Annotated in this window: 14 protein-coding genes and 1 pseudogene; 4 read left to right on the plus strand and 11 right to left on the minus strand. The window is 57.5% G+C overall.

Features of this window, described 5'->3' with window-relative positions; all coding sequences use genetic code 11:
* Nucleotides 1–20 precede the first annotated feature (20 nt).
* Complete coding sequence (locus tag PH5382_RS12220; RefSeq protein WP_058334669.1) at nucleotides 21–728, minus strand: SDR family oxidoreductase; 708 nt, start codon at nucleotides 726–728, stop codon at nucleotides 21–23.
* Nucleotides 729–848: 120 nt separating this feature from the next.
* On the opposite strand from PH5382_RS12220, the gene gcvA reads away from it, so the two are divergent.
* Nucleotides 849–1,721 (plus strand): transcriptional regulator GcvA, encoded by an 873-nt coding sequence (gene gcvA / locus PH5382_RS12225; protein WP_058334670.1) that lies wholly within the window; start codon nucleotides 849–851, stop codon nucleotides 1,719–1,721.
* Between the two features lie 172 nt (nucleotides 1,722–1,893).
* Nucleotides 1,894–2,736 (plus strand): fumarylacetoacetate hydrolase family protein, encoded by an 843-nt coding sequence (locus PH5382_RS12230; protein ID WP_058334671.1) that lies wholly within the window; start codon nucleotides 1,894–1,896, stop codon nucleotides 2,734–2,736.
* Between the two features lie 28 nt (nucleotides 2,737–2,764).
* Here PH5382_RS12230 and cobA read toward each other — a convergent pair whose 3' ends face one another.
* The 10 genes and pseudogenes from cobA to PH5382_RS12280 all read right to left on the minus strand — a co-directional run bounded on the left by cobA (nucleotide 2,765) and on the right by PH5382_RS12280 (nucleotide 16,154).
* Nucleotides 2,765–3,628, minus strand: coding sequence for a uroporphyrinogen-III C-methyltransferase (gene cobA / locus PH5382_RS12235; protein ID WP_082645649.1), 864 nt, complete (start codon nucleotides 3,626–3,628; stop codon nucleotides 2,765–2,767).
* Nucleotides 3,625–6,324 carry a nitrate reductase gene (locus PH5382_RS12240; protein WP_058334672.1) on the minus strand — a complete coding sequence of 900 codons (2,700 nt, stop codon included), beginning with the start codon at nucleotides 6,322–6,324 and terminating at the stop codon, nucleotides 3,625–3,627. Before PH5382_RS12240 ends, cobA begins: the two co-directional genes overlap by 4 nt.
* Complete coding sequence (nirD, locus tag PH5382_RS12245) at nucleotides 6,324–6,656, minus strand: nitrite reductase small subunit NirD (RefSeq protein ID WP_058334673.1); 333 nt, start codon at nucleotides 6,654–6,656, stop codon at nucleotides 6,324–6,326. Before nirD ends, PH5382_RS12240 begins: the two co-directional genes overlap by 1 nt.
* Nucleotides 6,653–9,094: a nitrite reductase large subunit NirB gene (nirB, locus tag PH5382_RS12250; protein ID WP_058334674.1), complete on the minus strand. Its 2,442-nt coding sequence runs from the start codon at nucleotides 9,092–9,094 to the stop codon at nucleotides 6,653–6,655. The genes nirD and nirB overlap by 4 nt, the downstream gene beginning before the upstream one ends.
* Before the next feature lie 4 nt (nucleotides 9,095–9,098).
* Nucleotides 9,099–10,781 carry an ABC transporter ATP-binding protein gene (locus PH5382_RS12255; protein ID WP_058334675.1) on the minus strand — a complete coding sequence of 561 codons (1,683 nt, stop codon included), beginning with the start codon at nucleotides 10,779–10,781 and terminating at the stop codon, nucleotides 9,099–9,101.
* A 5-nt stretch (nucleotides 10,782–10,786) separates the two neighbouring features.
* Nucleotides 10,787–11,866, minus strand: a pseudogene (locus PH5382_RS12260) (ABC transporter permease).
* 134 nt (nucleotides 11,867–12,000) lie between these two features.
* Nucleotides 12,001–13,368 carry a CmpA/NrtA family ABC transporter substrate-binding protein gene (locus PH5382_RS12265; RefSeq protein WP_058334676.1) on the minus strand — a complete coding sequence of 456 codons (1,368 nt, stop codon included), beginning with the start codon at nucleotides 13,366–13,368 and terminating at the stop codon, nucleotides 12,001–12,003.
* Between the two features lie 277 nt (nucleotides 13,369–13,645).
* Nucleotides 13,646–14,824 (minus strand): CmpA/NrtA family ABC transporter substrate-binding protein, encoded by a 1,179-nt coding sequence (locus tag PH5382_RS12270; RefSeq protein WP_058334677.1) that lies wholly within the window; start codon nucleotides 14,822–14,824, stop codon nucleotides 13,646–13,648.
* Nucleotides 14,821–15,405, minus strand: a complete 585-nt coding sequence (locus PH5382_RS12275) for an ANTAR domain-containing response regulator (protein WP_058334678.1) — start codon at nucleotides 15,403–15,405, stop codon at nucleotides 14,821–14,823. The genes PH5382_RS12270 and PH5382_RS12275 overlap by 4 nt, the downstream gene beginning before the upstream one ends.
* Nucleotides 15,406–15,668: 263 nt before the next feature.
* Complete coding sequence (locus PH5382_RS12280; RefSeq protein ID WP_058334679.1) at nucleotides 15,669–16,154, minus strand: DUF995 domain-containing protein; 486 nt, start codon at nucleotides 16,152–16,154, stop codon at nucleotides 15,669–15,671.
* Nucleotides 16,155–16,734: 580 nt separating this feature from the next.
* On the opposite strand from PH5382_RS12280, the gene PH5382_RS12285 reads away from it, so the two are divergent.
* Both PH5382_RS12285 and PH5382_RS12290 read left to right on the plus strand, forming a co-directional pair.
* Entirely contained in the window at nucleotides 16,735–20,265 is a 3,531-nt protein-coding gene (locus PH5382_RS12285; RefSeq protein WP_058334680.1) for a glycosyltransferase, read from the plus strand.
* Nucleotides 20,266–20,315: 50 nt separating this feature from the next.
* Nucleotides 20,316–22,889, plus strand: a complete 2,574-nt coding sequence (locus PH5382_RS12290; protein WP_231751866.1) for a DUF3131 domain-containing protein — start codon at nucleotides 20,316–20,318, stop codon at nucleotides 22,887–22,889.
* Nucleotides 22,890–22,891: the final 2 nt, after the last annotated feature.

The raw sequence follows: 22,891 nt of genomic DNA on the forward strand, positions 1-22,891 counted from the left end.
GTGGGTCGATCAATGTCTTCCTAGACAGACCGGGTGATGCCACCATCCACCCGGATATTCTGACCAGTGATGTAGCCGCCGCCTTCACCGGCGAGAAATGCCACCACTGACGCAATCTCCTTGAGCGAGTCGCCATAGCGCCCCATTGGCACTCTGGCGCGGAATTCTTCTTTTTCCGGCAGGCTGTCGATGAAGCCGGGCAAGACGTTGTTCATGCGAACATTGTCTGCTGCATATTTGTCAGCAAACAGCTTGCTATAGGCCGCAAGCCCGGCACGCATCACGCCAGAGGTCGGAAAGACCGGGTCGGGTTCAAAGGCGGCAAAGGTCGAAATGTTGATGATGCTGCCGGATTTTTGCGCGACCATGATTGGGGCGACCAGCCGTGTGGCCCGTACTGCATTGAGAAAATAGACATCCATACCAGTGTGCCAGTCTTCATCGCTCAGCTCCAGGATGGATGCGCGAGGGCCATGACCGGCAGAATTCACCAGGACATCGACACGTCCCCAAGTCTGCATCGTGAGGTCGACAAGGGCTTTCAGATCCTCGTTGGACTGGTTGGAGCCGGTGACACCAATGCCTTCGAGCTCTTTTGCCAGGGCCTCTCCCTTGCCGGAAGAAGACAGGATAGCCACTTTGTAGCCGTCTTCGGCCAGTTTGCGCGCACTGTCGGCGCCCATTCCACTGCCGCCTGCGATGATGATTGCGACTTTTTGCTCTGACATGATGGTCTCCGGATTTCTGGGTGTTGGCTCTGGAACGCAGGATCGGGCACAACACCGGCTTTGACCAATCAGAATTTCTGTCTTATGACTGTAGAAATTCTATAGCCTATCGGGGCCTGTATGAAACAACTCCCTCCTTTGAATGCGCTCAAGGCTTTTGAATCTGCTGGGCGGCATCTGAATTTTCGCCTGGCAGCACAGGAGCTGGGGGTCAGCCAGGGAGCAGTTGCCCAGCAGGTGCGCGCACTGGAAGCCCGGTTGCAGATCCAGCTGTTTCATCGCCAGCCTCGCGGGGTGAGCTTAACAGATGAAGGGCGCAAATACCTGACGCCAGTGCGGCGCGCCTTTGAGATGATCACCAAGGCGACCGAGGCGTTAAAGCCTCAGAATTCCGTAGTAACAATCAGTTCGACGCCGTCATTTGCGACCAAATGGCTGGTTCCGCGGTTGGGGCAATTGTCTTCGGATTTTCCGCAGCTCAGGGTGCGGCTTGATGCGTCCAATACCCTGGCCAATTTCCAGAACGATGGCGTGGATATTGCCATTCGCCAAGGCGAGCCTCCCTTTGGGCCTGGCTTGATTGCGCAACCGCTGCTGTCTTCCAAAGTCATTGCTGTCTGTCATCCGTCTTTGACTCTTGGTGAAAGGGCCCTGAGAAAGCCAGTAGATATTGTGCAGCATGTTCTGTTGCAGGATGCACATGGGTTCTGGCCATTGATGCTGGAACAGATATTTTCAGATCACGAGATCCCGGAAATGCGGGTGGTGAATTTCAGCCAGACGGCCTTGGCCATCGATGCGGCAATTGACGGCCAAGGCGTGGCCCTGACCAACCGCGCCTTTGTCGAAAAGGAGTTGCGGCAGGGCAGTTTGTGTCAACCATTTGATCTGACCGTGGAAAACAATCTGGGCTATTTTGTCGTGGCCCCACGGCGGCCGCGCAACGCTGAGGTGGTTCAGATGCTGCGCGATTGGCTTCAAAACCAAGTTTAGCCGGATCTTGCAGGGCAAAATAGCCGCAGCAAAGGGGTTTGTATTTGTTTGTCGCACGGATTTGCGTCAGGTTGAGGGCCGTTCCTTTTTGTCAATCCGGATCGCGGATTGATCACGTGCCAGTTCTCAATGCCGTCGTTTGGCTGATCTGAAGTCTTGGGAGAATACCACCATGAAACTACTACGTTTTGGCCCGGCAGGCGCCGAAAAACCCGGCCTTTTGGATGACGGGGGCACTATACGCGATCTTAGCTCTGTGATTGATGATTTTGCAGGTGCTACGCTGGCCGATACCAAGCTGGCTGAGCTGCGCGCGATTGACCCCGAAACCCTGCCAGCCGTGGCACCAGATGTGCGGCTGGGCGCCTGCGTCGGGCAGGTAGGGAAATTCATCTGTATCGGCCTGAACTATGCCGATCATGCCGCCGAGGCTGGAATGGATCTGCCGCAGGAGCCTGTGGTCTTTTTCAAAGCAACATCAGCCATTTGCGGTGCCAACGATGACATCGAAATTCCGCGCGGATCGATCAAAACCGATTGGGAGGTCGAGCTCGGCGTGGTTATCGGCAAAACCGCCAAATATGTCGACCGGGACAGGGCTTTGGATCATGTCGCGGGTTACTGTGTGGTCAATGACCTCAGCGAACGCGATTTTCAGCTGCATCGATCGGGGCAGTGGGTCAAAGGTAAATCCTGCGACACCTTCGGCCCCATCGGCCCCTGGCTGGTGACCCGGGATGAGGTCGCCAATCCGCAAGACCTTGAGATGTATCTGGAGGTCAACGGCAAGCGCTATCAGAATGGCTCGACCCGCACGATGCATTTTGATGTGGCCACAGTGATCTCGCATCTGTCACAATTCATGAGCCTGCAACCGGGGGATGTGATTTCCACCGGAACCCCGCCCGGTGTTGGCATGGGCCAAAAGCCAGAATGCTATCTGAAAGCCGGAGACAGGGTCGAGCTGGGCGTAGAGGGCCTTGGCGTGCAGGTGCAAAAGATGGTGGCGGGCTAGGGGCCAACTGCGCGATGGCTGGTTCTGTCTAGCTTGCCATCGCGTTCAGCTGGATCTGTTGTTTGGGCCAGGTCACGATAAGCGTGGCGCATCCTGAGATTGAGTGTTGCTCCAGCGTGCCCTGTAGGGATCTGAGGTCACAGCCCAAAATCCGCTCGGAGCGTTTCGACACATCCACCGCAATTGTGACGGGCGTGCTTGGCGGCATTCCCAGCTCGATCAGCCCGTCGCGCACCCGCGCAGCCTGACGCACTGACATATAAAACGCCAAAGTAGTGCCCGGCTGGGCATGACGGGCGCAGTCCGGAAGCGGGTCATCTTCCTGACAGCGGCCTGTTGTCAGCACGAGAGTATCCGCAATGCCGCGTTCGGTCAGTGGCATCCCGGTTCGCGAGGCGGCTGCAAGGGCGGCGGTGATGCCGGGAACAATCTCTATGTCGATGCCCTCTACACGGGCTGCTTCGAGTTCTTCTCGGGCGCGACCAAAAATGCTTGGATCCCCGGATTTCAGGCGGACAACTCGGCGTCCCTTCAGGGCTTCGGAAACGATGACGGCGTTTATGCGATCCTGCGGCCAGGCATGGGCGCCCACGTGTTTTCCGACAAAAACCAACTCGGCAGTGCCGCGGGCGATATCCAGAACCTCTTTGTCGACTAGGCGGTCATAAAAGACCACATCTGCCTGTTGCAGGTGTTTGACTGCCCGCAGTGTCAGCAGATCCGCAGCACCCGGACCTGCGCCGACCAGCGAAATCGACCCTTTGGCCCTAGTGCTACCAGATTTTTCCGGGACTATGGCATTCTTGAAGGATTGCCTCATCGCTCTGCTGCGCAAGCCAAAATTGATGATGGTCTGGCTGGCGATACGGCCAAAATCCGGAAGCACTTTCATGAGCACAGCTCCTCTTTCTCAGTTTTCTTGTCACGGACAGTTGTGATCAGCGCGGCTATTTCCGGCTGACAAGAGCCACAATTCGTGCCCGCCGAAAGGGCGGCCCCGATCTGTTCTACTGTCATCAGACCTTTGGTCGCGATGGCGTCGGAAATTGTGTTCATGCCGATCCCGAAACAGGAACACAGGATAGGTCCGGGGTCAGGTTGATCCGCCGGGGTCACCCCGGTCAAGATCTGTGGGGCGGCAGTTCCAGGCAGGCCAACGAGGTAGTCCCGCATCACCGCCACCGGTTCCGGCGCGACAAACAAAGCCGCCTGAACCTCGCCGTTTTGATGCAAAGCCAGCCGTGTCAGGCCGCGGCGTTTATCGGTCAACTGCTGTAGTTCCGCATCGGGCAGCTCAAACAGCGCCCGCGCGTAGGTTTCCCAATCGTTGATCTCCGTGAGCCCTGCGAGTTCGGCCCGATACCCCGTTTTGGTGCGCGCCTGTGCCCAATAGGCGCAGGTGCGATCTGACTGCTGGATCGTGTCATAGTTGGGTCCAAGTTGCATGGCTTGGTTCGAAACGGCAAAGCCATACCAGGCTGCCTGCAGTCGTTGGGCTGTGACCTGACTGGCCTTGCTGTCGGGCTGGCCCGAAACGGGGTCCACGACGGGCTTCACAAGGGCATTGATGCGCGCAGTTGGGGCGGTTTCACCGGTCCAGTGCATGGGCGCAAATATGTTGCCGGGTTGAACATCCGTGGTGATACGGGCGCGCAGGATGGCTTGGCCCTGCGGATTGCTCAGCTTTACCAGATCGGCGGGCTGTAGCCCTAATGCCTTGGCATCACTGGGGTTGATATCGACATAGGGTTCGGCCAGATGCGCCGACAGGCGTGGGGACCGGGCGCTGCGGGTCATGGTATGCCATTGGTCACGAATGCGCCCGGTGTTCAGCCTGAGCGATGTACCCGGAGGCAGACGTGTCTGTCCCAGGGGGATTGGGTCGGGCTGGCTGTGGTGTACTGGCAGCATACGCGCATTGCCGTTGGGGTGGTTGAATTGGCCATCGGCATAAAACCGTCCCCCGGAGCGTTTTATACTGATGGGCCAACGCGTCGGTGCCAAGTCTGCATAGTCCTGATCGGACAGGTCCTGCAGGCCCGAAATATCAAAGTTGCGTCCAAAGGTTCCAGCAATTTCTGATAGGGCGGCGTGCTCGCGAAAAATCTCGGCTGGGGATGTGTAGTCGAATGCAGAGGGCCAGCCCATGCGGTGACCGACCTCTGCCAGGATCGCCCAATCCGGTCTCGCTTGGCCGGGCGCGGGTAAGATCGCCCGCTGGCGGCTTATCGTGCGGTCTGAGTTGGTGACTGTGCCGTCTTTTTCCGCCCAAGCGGTCGCGGGCAGCACAACATCGGCAAGCCGGGCGGTATCTGTTGCAGCTGTGATGTCGCTGACGACGGTGAAATCACAACCCACCAGCGCGGCGCGTACCATATCTGGATCAGGAAGAGTCACGGCCGGATTGGTGTGAATGATCCAAATGGCCTTGATGCGACCGTCATTTACGGCGCGAAACATATCGACGGCTTTTAGGCCCGGGCGGTCAGGAACCCCGGGTGCGTTCCAGAAACCGCTCACCGCTGTTCGGTGAGTTTCGTTTTCCAGATCCAGATGACAGGCGAGCATATTGGCAAGACCTCCGACTTCGCGCCCGCCCATGGCATTTGGCTGGCCGGTGACGGAAAACGGCCCGCATCCCGGTTTGCCTACCCTGCCTGTCGCCAGATGGCAGTTGAGGATCGCATTCACCTTGTCGGTTCCGTTGCTGGACTGATTCACCCCCTGACTGAAAACCGTGACGACCTTGTCAGTTTTGGCCCAAAGGGTGCAAAATTCCGCAAGCGTGGCCTCGTCCAGTCCAGTGGCAGAGGCATCCGATGCCCGTGCCGCGGCGATGGCGTCTTGCACACCGTCCACATTTGAAAGGTAGTCGGCGTCGAGGCAATCTTGTTGCTCAAGCGTTGTCAGCAGCCGGTTGAACAGGGCCACATCACTGCCAGCGCGCAGGGCTAGGTGCATGTCGGCGGCGTCACAGCTGGCCGTCCGGCGTGGGTCGATCACCACCAGTTTGGTGCCGCGTGTCTTGCGGGCGGCCAGAATGCGTTGGAACAAGACCGGATGGCACCAAGCGAGGTTGGAGCCGACCAGAACGATCAGATCGGCCTGTTCCAGATCTTCATAGGTGCCCGGCACCGTGTCAGAGCCAAAGGCGCGGCGATGGCCTGCCACGGTCGACGCCATGCACAGGCGAGAATTGGTGTCGATATTGGCCGTGCCCATGAAGCCCTTGGTGAGCTTGTTGGCGACATAGTAGTCCTCGGTCAGCAACTGCCCGGAGACATACAGCGCCACCGAGTCCGGTCCATGATCAGCAATGGTTTGACTGAATGTGTCGGCAACCTTGCTTAGCGCGCTGTCCCAATCGCTAGGTTTACCGGCGATTTGCGGTGTCAGCAGACGGCCTTGCGGGCCAGTGGTTTCTGCCAGGGCCGAGCCTTTGGAACACAACCGCCCAAAATTTGCCGGATGATCCGGATCGCCCCGGACGGACAGCCCCCCCTGACCGTCAGGGCGCAGCAGCACACCACAGCCCACCCCACAATAGGGGCAGGTCGAACGGGTTTCGGGCAGTGCGCTGCCATCCATCACGCGGCGCTCCGATTTCTGATGCTGTCTGCGTCAATCAGAATGCGGCCCTCTTTGATGCAGATCGGGTAGGTGTCGATCTTGCCGTCATCTGCGCCCTGGGCCTCGCCGGTGTTTAAATCAAAGACCCAGTTGTGCAGAGGGCATGTCACCTTCTGGCCATGGACAATACCTTCGGACAGCGGGCCACCTTTATGGGGGCAGCTGTCGGAGGCCGCAAAGACCTCGTCCAGGCCTGTGCGGAACAGGGCGATACAGCCCACGGGTGTTTTGGCGATGCGTGCGCCGCGCAGCGGAATATCTGCGACGGCACCTATGTCGATCCAGTTCATTCAGCCGCCTCCAGGTTCAGATTTGCAATGGGTGCATATTGCGCCCGGGTCTTGCTGTTCTGGGCGTGCTCGGCCCAGGGATCTTTGCGGTAGATCGACTGCGATAGCTCAAAGGCGTCAATCAGGCGGCGGCGTTCATCCAGATCATCGACCACCCGCTCACGCACCCAGTCGAGCCCAACTTTTGCAACCCATTTAAAGGCGCGATCCAGATATTTTGCGTTCTCCCGGTAGAGCTGGACAAAGGCCATAGTGATGTCGATGGCTTCTTGTTCGGTCTCCACATCGACCAGCCGCTCGGTTTCTTTGACCTCCATTCCGGCAGCGCCCGCGACGCTGACCTGAAAGCCGCTGTCGACACAAATGATGCCAAGATCCTTGCAGGTGGCTTCGGCGCAGTTGCGCGGACAGCCCGAGACGCCAAGTTTGACCTTATGCGGTGTCCAGCTGCCCCAGAGGATCTGCTCCAGCTTGATGCCCAGCCCGGTGCTGTCCTGCGTGCCAAAGCGGCAGTGATCGGTGCCGACACAGGTTTTCACCGTGCGCAGCCCTTTGGAATAGGCGTGCCCCGAGACCAGACCAGCGCTGTTCAGATCGGCCCAGATCGCGGGCAGGTCCTCGCCTTTGACACCCAGCAAATCGATCCGCTGACCGCCCGTAACCTTGACGGTAGGCACATTGTATTTGTCGGCGGCGTCGGCAATCGCGCGCAGCTCTAGCGGGTTGGTGATACCGCCCCACATACGGGGCACAACGCTATAGGTGCCGTCCTTTTGGATATTGGCGTGTTTGCGTTCATTGACGAACCTGCTTTGCGGATCGTCCTGATATTCCAGCGGCCAATCCGCCAGCAGGTAGAAATTCACCGCCGGACGGCAGGTCGGGCAGCCATTTGGTGTGCTCCAGCCCAATTCCTGCCAGACGGCGGGTTGCGACTTCAGTTCCTGCGATTTGATCAATCGGCGCAGATCTTCATGGCTCAGCTCGGTGCAGCCGCAAACGGGTTGTGCCACCGGCGTAGCATAGGCATCGCCCAGGCTCGCCTGTAGCAATTGCTCCACCAGTCCGGTGCAGGTGCCACAAGAGGCGCTGGCTTTGGTCTGTGTCTTGATTGCGGCTAGATCGGTTGCGCCGCCGCTGATGGCGTCGGTGATGGTGCCTTTGCAAATGCCGTTGCAGCCGCAAATTTCCGCATCAAGCGGCAATGCTGCAACGGCTGACAGAGGGTCCACAGAGGCGCCCCCCTGATAGGCTGGTCCAAAGATCAGCGTCTCTCGCATCTCTTCGATATCGGTGCCGTCCTTGATCAGGCCAAAAAACCAGTTGCCGTCGGTGGTATCGCCATACATCACCGCACCGACCAGCCTGTCGTCTTCGATGACCAGACGTTTGTAGATGCCGCGTGCGGGATCGCGAAAGATGATATCTTCGCGCCCCTCAGCTTCGGCAAAATCTCCGGCGCTGAAAAGATCGCAGCCCGTGACCTTGAGCTTGGTTGCCAGTTCTTTGACCTGAAAGACATCGGGGGCATCCATCAGACCCTTGGCGACAATCTTTGCCTGATCATAGAGCGGGGCCACCAGCCCAAACAGGTGACCGTCAAATTCCACACATTCACCGACGGCGTAGATATCGGGATCTGAAGTGAGCATCTGCGCGTTCACCTCAACGCCGCGTGCTACGTCCAGCGCTGCATCCGTCGCAAGCCGGGTCTCGGGGCGAATACCCACCGCCATGACAACCAGATCAGCGTCGAGTATTTCGCCGCTTTCCAGTAGCACCGCCTCGGCCTTGGTTTGCCCCAGAATGGCCTTGGTAGAAGCCTGGGTTTTCACCTCGATCCCGCGGGCCTCAAGATCCTTGCGCAGCAAATAGCCAGCCGCTGGGTCCAGCTGACGTTCCATCAGGTGGCCCATGAGGTGTAGCACGGTGACATCCATGCCGCGCTCTTTCAGTCCGGCCGCCGCTTCAAGACCAAGAAGACCACCGCCGATGACCACAGCCTTGCCGCCCTCCGCCGAAGCTTTGATCATTGCGTTGGTGTCGTCCAGATCGCGGTAGGTGACCACGCCGGGCAGATCTTTGCCCGCGACAGGAATAATAAACGGGGCAGAGCCAGTGGCGATGATCAACTTGTCATAGGCCACCTCGCCGTTTTCGCCACGCACCACCTTGCGGTCGCGATCAATGGCGGTGACGTGCTCGCCAAAGCGGCAGGTTACTGCGTTTTGCGCATACCAGTCAGTGCTATGGGTGACGATTTCTTCATAGGTTTTGTCGCCGGACAAAACTGGGCTGAGCATGATGCGGTTGTAGTTGCCGCGACTCTCGGCATTAAAAAGTGTGATGTCATAGGCCTCTGGTGCCTGTTCAACCAAGTGTTCGATCACCCGGCCAGAGGCCATGCCTGCGCCGATGATGACAAGTTTCTGTGTCATGGGGTTACTCCGCTGCAATGGCGTTTGAGGTGGGGCGGGATTTCGGGTTTTTGCCGTGTTCGTATTCTTCGAGGAAATCCAGAACCTCTTGCCGGTAGGTGTAATAGTCGGGATGCTCCAGCAGAGCCTTGCGGCTGCGCGGGCGGGGCAGATCGACGGTGGTGATTTTGCCAATTGTGGCCTGTGGACCATTGGTCATCATTACCACGCGGTCCGCGAGCAAGATGGCCTCGTCGACATCGTGGGTGACGCAGATGGCGGTCACTTTGGTGCGTGACCAGACCTCCATCAGAACCTCCTGCAGCTCCCATCTGGTCAGGCTGTCGAGCATGCCAAAGGGTTCATCTAGCAGCAGAAGTTTCGGCGACAAGGCAAAGGCGCGGGCAATGCCGACCCGTTGCTTCATGCCGTTGGACATCGAATGCGCCGGGCGATCCATGGCGTCGGCCAACCCGACGCGTTCAAGGTAGTATTCCACGACATCCTGACGTTCCGCCTGCGAGGCGCGGGGATAGACCTTGTTCACCCCGATGGATACGTTTTCCTTGGCGGTAAGCCAAGGAAACAGGTTTGGCGACTGGAACACAACGGCGCGCTCGGGATCAGCGCCTTCGACATGGCGACGGTCAAGTTTGATCGCGCCTTTGGAAATCTCGTTCAGCCCTGCGGCCATGGTCAGGACGGTGGATTTGCCGCAGCCAGAGTGACCAATCAGCGAAATGAACTCGCCTCGGTCGATTTTCAGATTGAAGTCTTCGACAACCGTCAACGGTCCCTTGGGGGTGGGATAGACCTTGTGTAATTGACTGAAATCCACATACCGCTCGTCCGCGAGCCCTTTCTGGGCGTCACTCAGGGCTGTTGGCAGCCCATGCACCGGGGTTACTTTGGGCAAAAGCCGACTGCCTTCGACCTTGGCCTCGATGCCAACATCCATCAGGTATTTGGTGACTTCGCCACGGATCTTCTTGAACTGCGCATCATGGTTCATCTCGCTGCGCTCGCGGGGGCGGGGGATATCCACTGCAAAGGCTTCGCCCAGGGTGCCATCGGGATTGAGCGGAACAATGCGGTCCGCCAGCAGGATCGCCTCGTCCACATCATTGGTAATCAGGATGCAGGTCTTGCGATCGCGCTCCCAGATTTCGAGGATTTCATCCGCGAGATTGGCCCGCGACAATGCATCTAGCGCGGAAAGCGGCTCATCCAGCAGCAGCATTTCCGGATCCATCGCCAGCGCACGCGCTACTGAAACCCGTTGCCGCATCCCACCAGACAGTTCCGCCGGACGGCGCGCTGCGGCATGGGACAGGCCAACCATTGCGATGTAGTGATCGGCCTTTACCTGCTTTTCGGCCTTCGAGAGTTTGGGGAAAACCGCTTCAACTGCCAGCATCACATTGCCAAGCACAGTAAGCCAGGGCATCAGCGAATAGCTTTGAAATACCAGACCACGTTCAGGGCCGGGGCCCGTGATGGGCTTTCCCTTGAAGCGGAGGGTGCCGGAGCAAGGCTGATCCAGCCCGGCGATCATGTTCATCAGGGTTGATTTTCCGCTGCCGGAAAAGCCCAGGATCGCCAGGAATTCACCTTCTTCAACGTCGAGATTGATGTCCTTCAGAACCTCTGCGCGGGAGGTGCCCTGGCCAAAGCCCTTGTTCACATTTTCGAATGTCAAAAAGCTCATTGCGATCACCGGTTACTGGAGAAGGTGAAAAGGGACTGCAGCGCGAACATCACCCGATCCAACAGGAAGCCGATGATGCCGATGGTCAGCACTGCGACGATGATCTTTGCCAAAGAACTGCTGGAGCCGTTCTGGAATTCATCCCAGACGAATTTTCCCAAGCCTGGATTCTGTGCCAGCATTTCAGCGGCGATCAGCACCATCCAGCCCACCCCGAGGCTAAGTCGCAGACCGGTGAAGATAAGCGGCAGGGATGACGGCAGAACCAGCTTGGTGATCATGTTATATGCGTTCATTTTCAACACTTTGGAAACGCTAATCAGATCTTTGTCGATCGCGCTGACACCCAGGGAGGTGTTGATCAGGGTTGGCCACAAAGAGCAGAGCGTTACGGTAATGGCCGAAACAAGAAACGACTTTGAGAACATCCCATCGTTGGTTGCATAGACTGCTGATACCACCATGGTGACGATCGGCAGCCAGGCCAGTGGGGAGACCGGTTTGAAAATCTGCACCAGCGGGTTGATGGCGGCGTTCGCTGTCGGTGATAGACCGGCGATAATGCCAAGTGGGATCGCCACCACAGCAGCCAGCAAAAAGCCGAAGAAGACCGTTTTGATCGAGGTCCAGATCTGGGTGTAATAGCTGGGCGCGCCTGTATAGGGGATGTGTTTGACCCGGTCAGCCTGTCCCTGTTCCACCAGCCTTGCGTTTCGCTTGTCGAGGCGTTCGTAAAAGGCAACCTCCTTGGCCTGTTTTGCCCGGGCATCCTGATGTAGGTTGACCGCTTCTTCCCAGACCTGCGCCGGACCGGGGATGGCACCCAGCGAGGTTTGAACTTTGGGGGCCAGCGTGGCCCAGAGTAACAGGAAGGCCACAATGGAGATCAGTGGGACCACCAGAAGACGCCAGATTTCTTTCATCTGTGCGCGCGGATTGTCCCCCGCAGAGGCGCGCAGCACGGGGGTCATCCAGGCCAGACCCAGACCCTAAACCCAGGCACCGGCCTTGTTGACCCAGGTAAAAAGCCGAGCCCGCCGATCCGCGAGGCTGAGGGAAGACGATGAAGGGTCGATGGCGGTCATGGGAGTGTCCTCATGGGAAATGTAGTGCCAAGGCGAGCGAGAGATCTGTCGTCCTAAGGAAGGGCCAGTGCCGTTGGCATCTTGGGCCTGCCGTTCCAGGTGACATGGAACGGCAGGAGAGAGCAGGGCTTGGATCAGCCTTGAACTTCGGTGCCGACAACCGTCTGTCCGGCTTTCAGGCCAATCGGCAGACTGTCGAGATAGGCATTGGGCGCCGCGCCGTCATATGGAATGGCGTCGATGATATCGGCAGCTGGGGTCGGGGCTTTGTAGCCATCGCTGTCCCAGGGGAAATCCGCTTCATTGGCCCGACCTTCTTTGACCAGCAATCGGGCGGCCTCTAGATAAATCTCGGGCTTGTAGACGGATTTGGCGACCTCATCGTACCAGCTGTCTGGCTTGGCTTCGGCGATTTGACCCCAGCGGCGCATCTGGGTGAGATACCACACGGCGTCGGAATAGTAGGGATAGGTCGCGTGGTGGCGGAAAAAGACGTTGAAGTCCGGCACCGCGCGGGTGTCGCCGCGCTCGTATTCAAAGGTGCCAGTCATCGAATTGGCGATGACGTCATAGTCGGCACCGACATACTCCGGCCGCGACAGGATCTCGACGGCCTCGGGGCGGTTGGCGTTGTCGTTTTCATCCAACCAAATGGCGGCCCGGATCAGGGCTTTGACCAGCGCCAACGTCGTGTTGGGGTTTTGCTCGGCAAACTCCTGGGTGATGCCAAAGACTTTTTCCGGGTTGTTCTTCCACAGTTCATAGTCGGTGATCACTGGCACGCCGATGCCTTTGGCCACCGCCTGCTGGTTCCAGGGTTCGCCAACGCAATAGCCATTGATGGTGCCCGCTTCGAGCGTTGATGGCATCTGGGGCGGGGGTGTGACGCTCAGAAAGACATCTGCATCTATCTGGCCGGTGACGTTCTGCGGGCTGTAGTAGCCTGGGTTGATACCGCCCGCTGCCAGCCAGTAGCGCAGCTCGTAGTTATGAGTGGAGACGGGAAAGACCATGCCCATATTGAAGGGTTTGCCTTCGTCTTTGAAGCTGTCGATCACTGGTTGCAGATGAGAGGCAGAAATCGGGTGTTCTATCTCGCCGCTATCAGTGACCGGCAGGCCGGGTTTCATCATCTCCCAAACTTCGTTTGACACGGTGATCGCATTGCCATTCAGATCCATGGAAAACGGTGTGATAATATGGGCCTCTGTGCCATATCCGATTGTTGCGGCCAGTGGCTGACCAGCCAGCATATGCGCGCCATCCAAGGTGCCGTCGATCACGCCATCCAGCAGAACTTTCCAGTTGGCCTGTGCTTCGAGGGTGACAAACAGCCCTTCGTCATCAAAGAAACCCTGTTCATAGGCCACGGCCAGCGGTGCCATGTCCGTTAGCTTGATAAAGCCAAAGGTTAGCACGTCCTTTTCCAGATCAAGCATTTCGGCAAGCGCCGGAGATGTCAGTGCAGTTGTGGTTGCGAGGGCAAAAATCAGTTTTTTCATGGAGAAGGATCCCTGTGTTTGCTGAATTGTGTTTGCTGTGTTCGATGGAGAGTGGCGAACAGAAAAAAGCCGCTGACGCGCTTCGCCACATAGGGGCGAAGGGTCGAGCGGCTTTGCTCATTGAACCCGGACTTCGGGGGAATTCGTTAGGTCGGCGCCATTGCCTGCCTGAGATCAGATTGCGTAAAATTATCCGGGGGGCCAAGCTTTTCTTTGCGTTTTGCAGGAGATTTTGCTGCAATGCGGCATCAAGCGTGGAGTTCCGCCTGAATTTTCATCACGAGGTATCGCTGGGGTCAAAAACTTGGCGGTCAAAAAAGCGATTGGGCAGCAGGCTGAGCGTTCCTGCCTTGGAGGCAACCGGGGTTTCGACCTCTAGCGCGCCTTCGAATTTCAACGATGCACCGGGCAGATCCGCTTGGGTGCCCTTTAAAGCCTCGCGATAAAGGTCGCTGCGAAACACCTGTCTGCCTGCAGCGGCGGCGGTCTTGCGATCAAAGCCATTGCGCGAGGCGATTTGCTGGGCAATCCACTGTGCTTGACTGCGCCAGGGAAAACCGGCGGCGCCGTTGTGAAACTCCAGAAAACCAGGAACGGCGCGTTGACGGCCCTGTGGGGTGATCGTCAGGTTGCCGGACAAAGCGCGTTCCAGAATTTCCGGTGGCAGATCAAGATAGCGACGTGAGGACATTAGCTCGGCCGCGAGCAGGCGCGAGGAGGGATCAGCCAACCATCTGCCGGCGCGCCATATGGCCCGGATTAGGCGCGCTGCCAGCGCAGCATTTTCTTCTGGCCAGTCGCGGCGCACCGCCAGAACTTTTTCCGGCGCAAAGGACCAGATCGCCTGGCTGGGAAGCAATAAAGATCCCACCCCCTGTTCCACAGCAATCGAGCCCCAGGGCTCACCTACACAAAACGCGTCGATTTCTCCGGCGCTGATGGCATCTGCCATCAGCGAAGGTGGCACGGTGCGAATGTCGACTGCATTCGGGGCGGCAAAGCCCAGAGCATTGAGCCAATAATACAGCAACTCAGCATGCATCGAGAACGGGAAGGGCACGCCGATCCGCAGTGGGGCATTTGATGCGGATAGCAAGGCGTGGCCTGCAGCTCTGGCGTCGTCGAAGGTGAACCCATGCCCTTGATCGGTAATTTTTGCGGCCAGTTCCGTGCTGACACCGATGACATTGCCATTGATGGACAGCACCGACAGAACCGAGAACTCGCAGCCCGCACCGGCCATGCCGAGGGCTGTGGCGACTGGCAGCGGCGACAGCATATGGGCGGCGTCCACCTGGCCAAACGCAAGCATGTCGCGCAGCAAGGACCATGAAGGCGCAGGCCGCAAATCCAGCGTCAGCTTTTCTTCGGCGGCGAACCCCATTTCTTGGGCGACGATCAAAGGTGCGGCATCTACCAGCGGTACAAAGCCAACAGGAAGGACGGTATGTGTCATGACAAGAGGCTAACTGATGTAATCAACGACTGCGCCACCTCTGCGACCCGCTTGTTCTGGTCCATCGCAGCTTTGCGTAGCAGGGCGTAGGCGTCGTCTTCGCTCATTTGGCGGGCCTTCATGATCATTCCTTTTGCCCGGTCGATGACTTTGCGCTCTTCGAGTGCGCGCTTGGTTTCAGCAAGTTCTGTGCGCATGCGTTGAAACACCCGAAATCGGGCGATGGCTGCATCCAATACCGATTTGAGCCGGGCGGGCTGCAGCCCATCGACGACATAAGCAGAGACCCCGGCCTCCACCGCTGCGGTTGACAGCCCATCTGGGCTGCGGTCGACAAACATCGCAACAGGCCGTTCTTGCGGACCTGAGGCCAGAGCAAGCTCTTCAAGTGTGTCGCGCGACGGATTTTCGATATCGATCAGAACGACGTCCGGGGCACGAGCTTTGATCTGGCGTGCAAGGCCAGTCGGTTCGGAAATGACATGGATGTCAAAACTGCCTGCCTCTCGGAGACCGTCAACGATGAGGCGGGCCCGGTCGCGGTCGGCTTCGACAACAATGATGGAGAGTGCATTCGACATGCGCGGATTGCGGCAGGCTAGCTTTGAAATGTACAGATCGGGGTTGGGCAAGCTGTGGCTTTATGCATTTTCGCGCAAGCCGATGCGCAAATTATAGGCGGCCTGCCCGTCCTTCTTGCGGTTTTTCACCGGTTTTGATCCAGATACAACACGTCAGGATGGGTCAAATGACGAAAGCCATCCGATCGTGACGGGATGGCTTTTGGCAGGAACCTGTGTTCAATACCGTTGCTACAGAGACGCTATATCTTTGCGAAGAAAGATCAAAAGCCGAGCTTTGAGCGTGTCTCCAGAATTTGGGACTGAAACTTGTAGCCGCGAACTAGCCCTGCGTTGCGATCCACGGGCCACCAGTCATCATCGCCCGGCCAGCTGCGCCAGAGTTGCCCCCAGCGGTCAACGACATGAGAGATGCAGGTGGAACCACCAGGGCTTGCGCCTGCGGTCCTGGTGCTTGGCCAATACCAAGTCAGATCCTGACAGAGATTGCCGTTTGCATCGATGCTCCAAGTGCCGGCGCCGAGGCTATCGCTGCTTTCCTTGCACCAGGCTCTGGCCTGGCCCGAGGGTGAGAAGTAGATGCCACCTCCGCAGCCGCTGTCCCACAGATCCGTCTTGCCAGCGTAGGCCTTGGTGATCTTTGAACTGGGGGCGGGTTTTGCGCCACTTGGAATTGGATCCGCAAGCGCCACGGTAGGGGCTACGACCGTAGCCATCGCGGCAAAGACAATAGCGGTAAGCGCACGCATGGTGCTTCTCCATTTTTACTCAAACTTAATTATTATGAGAATCTTCAGCGAAGAGGGTCAAGTCAATTTGTCGAGACAAACTGTTTCCCAAAATGAACTGACCGCTTGGTTCTGACATCCGTCTGGCTTTCGCGCCCTGTTGGCATCTGGCGGTTATCTGCGATGCCCCGAGAGAATCTTTCGACATGGTTTACGCGGCGTTCACGCGGCGCAGGATCGGCGTTCGGAGCTGAATTTGTGAACAATCCCTCTCCTATTGAAGGATCGTATTCCGTTTTGCGGAAGAAACGGATCAAATTTAGGGAATACACGTGTTAAATTTGAATGAAAATTGACAGAAGTGCCCGCGACGTCAGAATTACCAGAGTTATGCAGCAATTTGATCCGCGATTTGATCCGTGACTGGCACCCAATGGTGGGGGGTGTCACCACAAGACCCTAATTGGGGTCTGACTGGGATGGTCAAATTGCACTTGGGGTGAGGTGCGCTCGTGAGCCGAGCAATTGAACTCTCATGTGTTGTTTCCACACGTGAGAAAAAGACAGCGGTTTTTCTTTTGGCCAGTGTGGAGTGGGTCCTATGAAGCGATATACGTTTCATAACGAAAGGCTCGTGTCGGCTGACCGGGTGTCCAAGGTATTTGACGACCCAGCGCGTGGCCGTTCCAAGCGGTTGTTCAGAATCTGCGTGGGGCTGCTTATCCTTCTTGTCGTTTGGATCGGGCTGTTTCTCAAAGATACCCCTATTTGGTCGTCGCTGGCGGCGGTCTTCGATCCGGTCCGTGCGGTTGAGGTTCAGGCAAAAGGTGTTCTGAATCTGCAGGGTGCCCACGCGGCCCATAGCCCACAGCATGCGCATGCCCACCACGGGCATGCGGCTCATGGTGCCCTCGCTCATGGTGTCCTCAGTGGCACGCAGGAGAGCCAGGCCGAAGCTATGTCACAGTCGCATGTACTTGCCACGACGAAGACCTCTGTAGAAGAGGCGGCGGCCTGCAACAGTTTTGAACAACCGGTGTTTTCTGCCATGGCAGATACGGCTCTCAGACCGCAGCTGTTTGCCCACCTGCCCATCGCTTTGGAATGGTCTCACCTCTCGTTGGCGGATGACTGCGCCCGTCCCAGTGTGCTGATCCCTGAGTGGATTACGATTGAAGGCCAGGTTCAGGCTCCGGCTGTGACCCTGGTCAGTCAGGACACCCGTGTGGCTGTGACAGAATATGCGGCGCGCTCGGAGCAGAAAATCAACCTGCTCCCTTCGGTTCTTCTTGATCCGGCAAAAGACAGCACTGCCTTTGTTGACAGCCTGCTGACAGAAAGCCAGGGCGGCGCAGTGGTGGCGGCATTGGCGCAAACGGTCGGGCAGCTGCACGCGCAGGGCGCTTGTCTGGATTTCAATACCCTGAAGCCAGAAGAGATTGCCCGGCTTACACCGTTCTTTGTCCAGTTGACCAATGCATTTCGCACTCAGGGTTTGACCTCATGCATTGTGTTGAGTGGGGGGCAGCCGCTTTGGGAAGATCAGGATCTGATCCAGAGTTTTGACCAAGTTATTCTGAAGATGTTTCAGCTGCCTTGGATCGGCTCTGCGCCGATGCCTCTGGCCTCAGATCAATGGTTCAAAGACACTCTGACCCAGGCCCTTACCAAGATCGGGCCAGAGAAGATCGTGGTGGCGCTGGGCAATTTCGCGGTTGATTGGTCTTCGGGGGCGGCTTTGCCGGAAACACTGCCCTATGCTGCCGCAATGCAGCGCATTTCGCAGGCCGGTGCAGAACTTCGTTTCAGTGCCAAGACATCCAACAGTTTCAGCAGCTATCGCGATGCGGCGGGAAAGCTGCATAAAATCTGGATGCTGGATGCGGCTTCAGCCCATAACCAACTGGTGATCCTGCGTCAGCTTGGGGTCGCCAATGTTGCCGTCTGGTCGCTGGGGCAAGAGGATCCCGGCCTTTGGACCGTGTTGGCAGGTGAACAGGAAAACAAACCTGTTCTGAGCACCCAGCTGGCATCGGTGCCGGTTGATCACTATGTCGACTATTCCGGCGAGGGCGCTTTTTTGCGGATCAAGCAGCGGCCGCGCGTAGGGCTGCGCCAGACCAGCTTTGATCCCCAGACCGGGCGCTTGGTTGACCAAACTTATGGCGTGTTACCGCAGCCCTATAGTGTTGAACGCTATGGCAAGCCAGATCCGACCAAGCTTGTTCTGACCTTTGATGATGGCCCGCACCCGGAGTATACCGCCGAAATCCTCGACATTCTGCGCGAAAGCCAGACGCCAAGTTCGTTTTTTGTGGTGGGGCAAAGCATAATGAATGCGCCGGATCTACTGCAGCGGATGCTGGACGAGGGCCATGAGATCGGTGCGCATAGCTTTTCGCATCCACGGATGGATCAGATCAGCGAAACCCGTCAGGAGATCGAATTCTCATTTCTGAACCGCATCGTGGCTGGTGTCATTGGCCGTGGCACCGTGCTCTATCGGGAGCCCTTTTTGCGCAGCGGCGGGCCGATCAGTGCCGCACGTGTTGCTTCGCTGGATGCGGCAGAGTCGCGCGGTGTCGTCATTGCGGGCATGGATATCGTCCCTAAGGATTGGGAAGGCTGGAGCAGCGACAAGATCGCAAGCTATGTCATCGATCAGGTCGAGCAGGGCGCGGGCAATGTCATTTTGCTGCATGATGGCGGCGAGGATCGCAGCGCCACTGTTGCGGCCCTGCCGGTGATCATCGAGACCCTGCGCGCCAAAGGTTATGACTTCACTACATTGGCGGATTTGCTTGGCAGCAACCGCGGCGCCCTGATGCCCATCGTCGAAGGTGCCTATCCGGTGTTTGACCGGATTACCTTTTCCACTATCTCCACGCTGCAGGACGCGATTGTGGTGATCTTCTGGGTGGTGCTGTGCATTGGCGTGCTGCGTTCTGTCGGGATCTTGGTGATGGCGCTGCTGAACCGGCGCAACAAGAAGATCGAAATGGATGACGAACCTAAGGTGGCAGTGATCATCCCGGCCTTTAACGAGCAGGACGTGATCGGAAAATGTATCGAAAGCGTGCGCGCCTGTACCTACGGAAATCTGGACATCATTGTCATTGATGATGGCTCCACCGACAATACTGTCAACGAGGTGATGAAGTTCAAACATCGCCACGAGGTTCACCTTATCTCGCAGCCCAATCAGGGCAAATGGAGCGCTTTGAACCGCGCGATCATGAGCGTGGACGCCGATTATGTCGTCTGTATTGATGCTGACACTCAGATCAAACAGGATGCCATTGACCATCTGGTGAAGCATTTTGATGATCCCAAAGTAGGGGCCGTCGCGGGCAAGATTATGGTGGGCAACCGTGTCAACCTGCTGACCCGGCTGCAGGCTTATGAATATGCCACCTCGCAGAATGTGGATCGCAAGGCCTTTGATCTGATAAACGGGATCTTGGTTGTTCCTGGGGCCATCGGTGCCTGGCGGGTCGAAGCGCTCGAAAAGGCCGGGCTCTATTGCGAGGAAACCCTGACAGAAGATACGGATCTGACCATTCAGGTAAACCGGGCCGGCTACAAGATCGTCTATGAAAAACAGGCCCGCGGCTATACCGAAGCTCCCGAACGGGTGGGGCAGTTGTTGAACCAGCGTCTGCGCTGGTCGCTGGGCATGTTCCAAAGTGCGTGGAAGCACAAGCGGGCCATTTGGGAGGGTCGTTCCATCGGGTTGATCTCCATCCCTGACATGTTTGTCTTTGGCTACCTATTCCCACTGCTGGCACCGATTGCGGATCTGTTTATCGTCACCATGCTCTATTCGCATTTTGCCGGTGGCTGGACAGGTGATGTTGGCAGCTCGCTTGGACCTGAACAGACGCAGTTCCTCTGGGCCTATCTGACCCTGCCTGCGCTGGAATTCATGATTGCCTTCTTTGCCATCACCACGGACCGCGAAGAAAGCAACTGGTCATTGTTGCTTTTCCCGCTACAGCGTGTGTTCTATCGTCCGGTGCTGTATTTCTCGGTGATGCGGGCGATCCTGCGGGCGGTGACAGGCCGTCTGGCCAACTGGAATTCGCTCAAACGGCAGGGACGTGACTATCAATTGGCGACACAGAACCTATGAAACGCAGAACGTTTTTGAAATCAGCAGTTGCCAGTCTGGCTCTGCTTCCGATGCGCACAGCTGCGGCCCTTGCAGCGCCTGCCGTCCAGCAGAGCTTTGTGGTGCTTTCGGATGTGAGCGAAGAGGTCTCGTTTTCACACCTGATTACGGTTCTGGATGCGCTGACAGAGCGCAACATTCCCGTTATCTGCGCCGTCTCGCCATTTGATGCCGCACAAAGCCCGCTTGGCCCTGCGAGCAAGATGGCGCAGCTGCTGGCCGGGTATCTGTTGGCGGGTGGCAATATAGAAATAGCCCCCTATGTGCCTGAATTGGCGCGTCAGTCTGCGCATTTTCAAGCGCGATCCGCCTTTGAGGCAGGGCAGTCGCTGCAAAGCATGCTGGCGCCTTTGCAGACAACGGGCGCGGCCTCTACTCCTCTTCAGACGATCATTTGCGACGAGACGGCAAACCCAACCGCGCCCACAGGGGTGCGGTCTGCAGGGATTTATAATGTTCTTGTGTTGCCAAAGTTTCTAGCCCCTGAGGTTAAGGGGCCAGAGTTTCACAGACCGGTGCAATCGCAAACCTGGGAGAACGGAACCGTTCGATTGTTTGGCGGCCAACGGGTCTCGCTGAGCTCTTATAAGGCCCTGCCTGCAGCGGGCGATCCTACCCCCACGCAGCGGCTGTTTTGTTTGTCGGCACAGGAGTTTTCCCGGAGTTCGCCCAAGGAGCTCGAGGTTGCGGCAAATCAGTTCTGCGAGGATCTTTTACTGGCGGAATTGGATGGTGATCTGTCTTTGCAGCCGCTTTCGGACCTGCAACTGCGTAATGATTATGGGTTTCGCCGCCATATCAGCTGGGTATTGGTCAACCCCGGATCCGATGAAGGCGCTTTGGCAGCGCCGTTTGCTGAGTTCCAAGCTGCACTGCGCGCCCAAGGGACAGCGTTCACGCAGGTGGCCGCCCCGTTGGATGGTGAAACGGAGGCCGGTCAACCGAAGTCGCGTCTCTCTCAGTCTCAACAGGGGTATTGGGTGCCGTCTGACAGATCTGATGCTGTCGCAGCGCAGGACGACACCTGGCCTGGGATGATCCCGGTCGAAATCGCGACCAGTCCAACGACCGCTGCCGTCACAGTCAGGACCACGCGGCCATTGGGCCCCGGGGTAGGAGTTGCCTTCAACCCTCTGCAGTCGCAAAGAACCGGATTTGATCGCAACGGGTTTCTGCTTTTGTCGCGGGTGGATATTCGCACGGAAGCGGACCTGCGAATCTTGCAGGATCTCAAGGGGGGCACGGATGATCTGGTGATCTTCATTCACCCGCAGAGCCTTGGCTTTGCGCCCGTGCGCAGGGCGCTGCTGGCAGGGATGTCTGATCTTCGCGATGATGGCGTGACACGGGTTTTGCAGCTGGATCAGTTTGCGCGGTTTCGTTTCGCCTCTGATCCTATTTCCGCGCGGCGCAGAAAAGCTGAATCGGTTCAACCGGAGCTGGCTAGTTCGCGAAAACCGCTGTCGTCGTCGGCGCGTGCGGCCTTGTTGGATGATGCGCGCGTCGCCTGGCGCTATTTCGAGAGGTTCACCAACAAAACAACGGGGTTATGCCCCGCGACGGTGAATTCTTCGCCCGGCGGGCGCCTGCATGAAACCGTAACGATGTGGGATGTCGGGAGCCATATCAACGGCTTGATTGCCGCCACCCAGATTGGCCTGTTGGATCGCAAAGCTTTCGAAACCCGCATTCGGAAAATACTGCCAAATATTGCCGGGCGCGTGTCGCAGGGCAGGCGTTTGCCGCAGGGCTGGATCCGCACGGATCGTCATCGTTGGGGCAACAAGAATTTTGATGGCAGTGATGGCGGGCGCCTGTTGGCGTCCTTGGACAATCTGCGCCGGTTTGGCGGCTTTGAGGATCGTCTGGATGAACTGGTCGGATCCTGGAATCTGCAGGAGATCGTCGTGGATGGGCGGATCCATTCCGTCATCAATGAAAAACTGGTCTCGTCATATGTCTCCCACAGCGCGCATTATTCAGCCATCGCTTTTCGCAGATGGGGCATTGCAGCCGCCTCGCCTTATGAGGTGTTTCAGGGGGAATCCAGAACGGATGATCAGATGGCCCTTCTCGAGATGGCGTCGGATATCGGGCCAATCGGTGCAGAGCCTCTGTTGCTCGAAGCGATGGAGCTGGGCATATCACCGGAAAGCGCCTATCTGGCCGATGTTCTCTATTCCGCACAACTGGAAGAATACCGAGAAACTGGACAGTTGACCTGTGTTTCAGAAGGTCCAATCGACCGGAGCCCCTGGTTTACCTATCAGGGATTGCAGCTGGATGCAGCGACGCGCACCTGGGCCACAGATACTGTCGGCAAAGAACCAGAATACCGAACCCCGGAATTTCGTGAAAACCATCTTGTGGTCAGCAGTAAATCGGCCTTTCTCTGGGCGGCGCATCAGCCGCATGACTATTCCGATATTCTGCTGCGCCATGTGCGGGAGAAATCGAAAACCGAAAATGGGTTTTCGTCATCCATATTTGTCAAAACAGGTCGCGCAACCGAAGCCTACACTGATCTGAATACCAATGGTGTCATCCTGCAGGCCATCGCTCACCGCCTTGGGGCGGCAGGCTGAGC

The sequence above is a fragment of the Phaeobacter sp. CECT 5382 genome, from assembly GCF_001457775.1.
In the GTDB taxonomy this organism is placed as follows: domain Bacteria; phylum Pseudomonadota; class Alphaproteobacteria; order Rhodobacterales; family Rhodobacteraceae; genus Pseudophaeobacter.

Coding starts and splice junctions, on each gene's coding strand:
- PH5382_RS12220 (WP_058334669.1), bottom strand. CDS start 728: ATGTCAGAGCAAAAAGTCGCAATCATCATCGCAGGCGGCAGTGGAATG.
- gcvA (WP_058334670.1), top strand. CDS start 849: ATGAAACAACTCCCTCCTTTGAATGCGCTCAAGGCTTTTGAATCTGCT.
- PH5382_RS12230 (WP_058334671.1), top strand. CDS start 1,894: ATGAAACTACTACGTTTTGGCCCGGCAGGCGCCGAAAAACCCGGCCTT.
- cobA (WP_082645649.1), bottom strand. CDS start 3,628: ATGAAAGTGCTTCCGGATTTTGGCCGTATCGCCAGCCAGACCATCATC.
- PH5382_RS12240 (WP_058334672.1), bottom strand. CDS start 6,324: ATGGATGGCAGCGCACTGCCCGAAACCCGTTCGACCTGCCCCTATTGT.
- nirD (WP_058334673.1), bottom strand. CDS start 6,656: ATGAACTGGATCGACATAGGTGCCGTCGCAGATATTCCGCTGCGCGGC.
- nirB (WP_058334674.1), bottom strand. CDS start 9,094: ATGACACAGAAACTTGTCATCATCGGCGCAGGCATGGCCTCTGGCCGG.
- PH5382_RS12255 (WP_058334675.1), bottom strand. CDS start 10,781: ATGAGCTTTTTGACATTCGAAAATGTGAACAAGGGCTTTGGCCAGGGC.
- PH5382_RS12265 (WP_058334676.1), bottom strand. CDS start 13,368: ATGAAAAAACTGATTTTTGCCCTCGCAACCACAACTGCACTGACATCT.
- PH5382_RS12270 (WP_058334677.1), bottom strand. CDS start 14,824: ATGACACATACCGTCCTTCCTGTTGGCTTTGTACCGCTGGTAGATGCC.
- PH5382_RS12275 (WP_058334678.1), bottom strand. CDS start 15,405: ATGTCGAATGCACTCTCCATCATTGTTGTCGAAGCCGACCGCGACCGG.
- PH5382_RS12280 (WP_058334679.1), bottom strand. CDS start 16,154: ATGCGTGCGCTTACCGCTATTGTCTTTGCCGCGATGGCTACGGTCGTA.
- PH5382_RS12285 (WP_058334680.1), top strand. CDS start 16,735: ATGAAGCGATATACGTTTCATAACGAAAGGCTCGTGTCGGCTGACCGG.
- PH5382_RS12290 (WP_231751866.1), top strand. CDS start 20,316: ATGCGCACAGCTGCGGCCCTTGCAGCGCCTGCCGTCCAGCAGAGCTTT.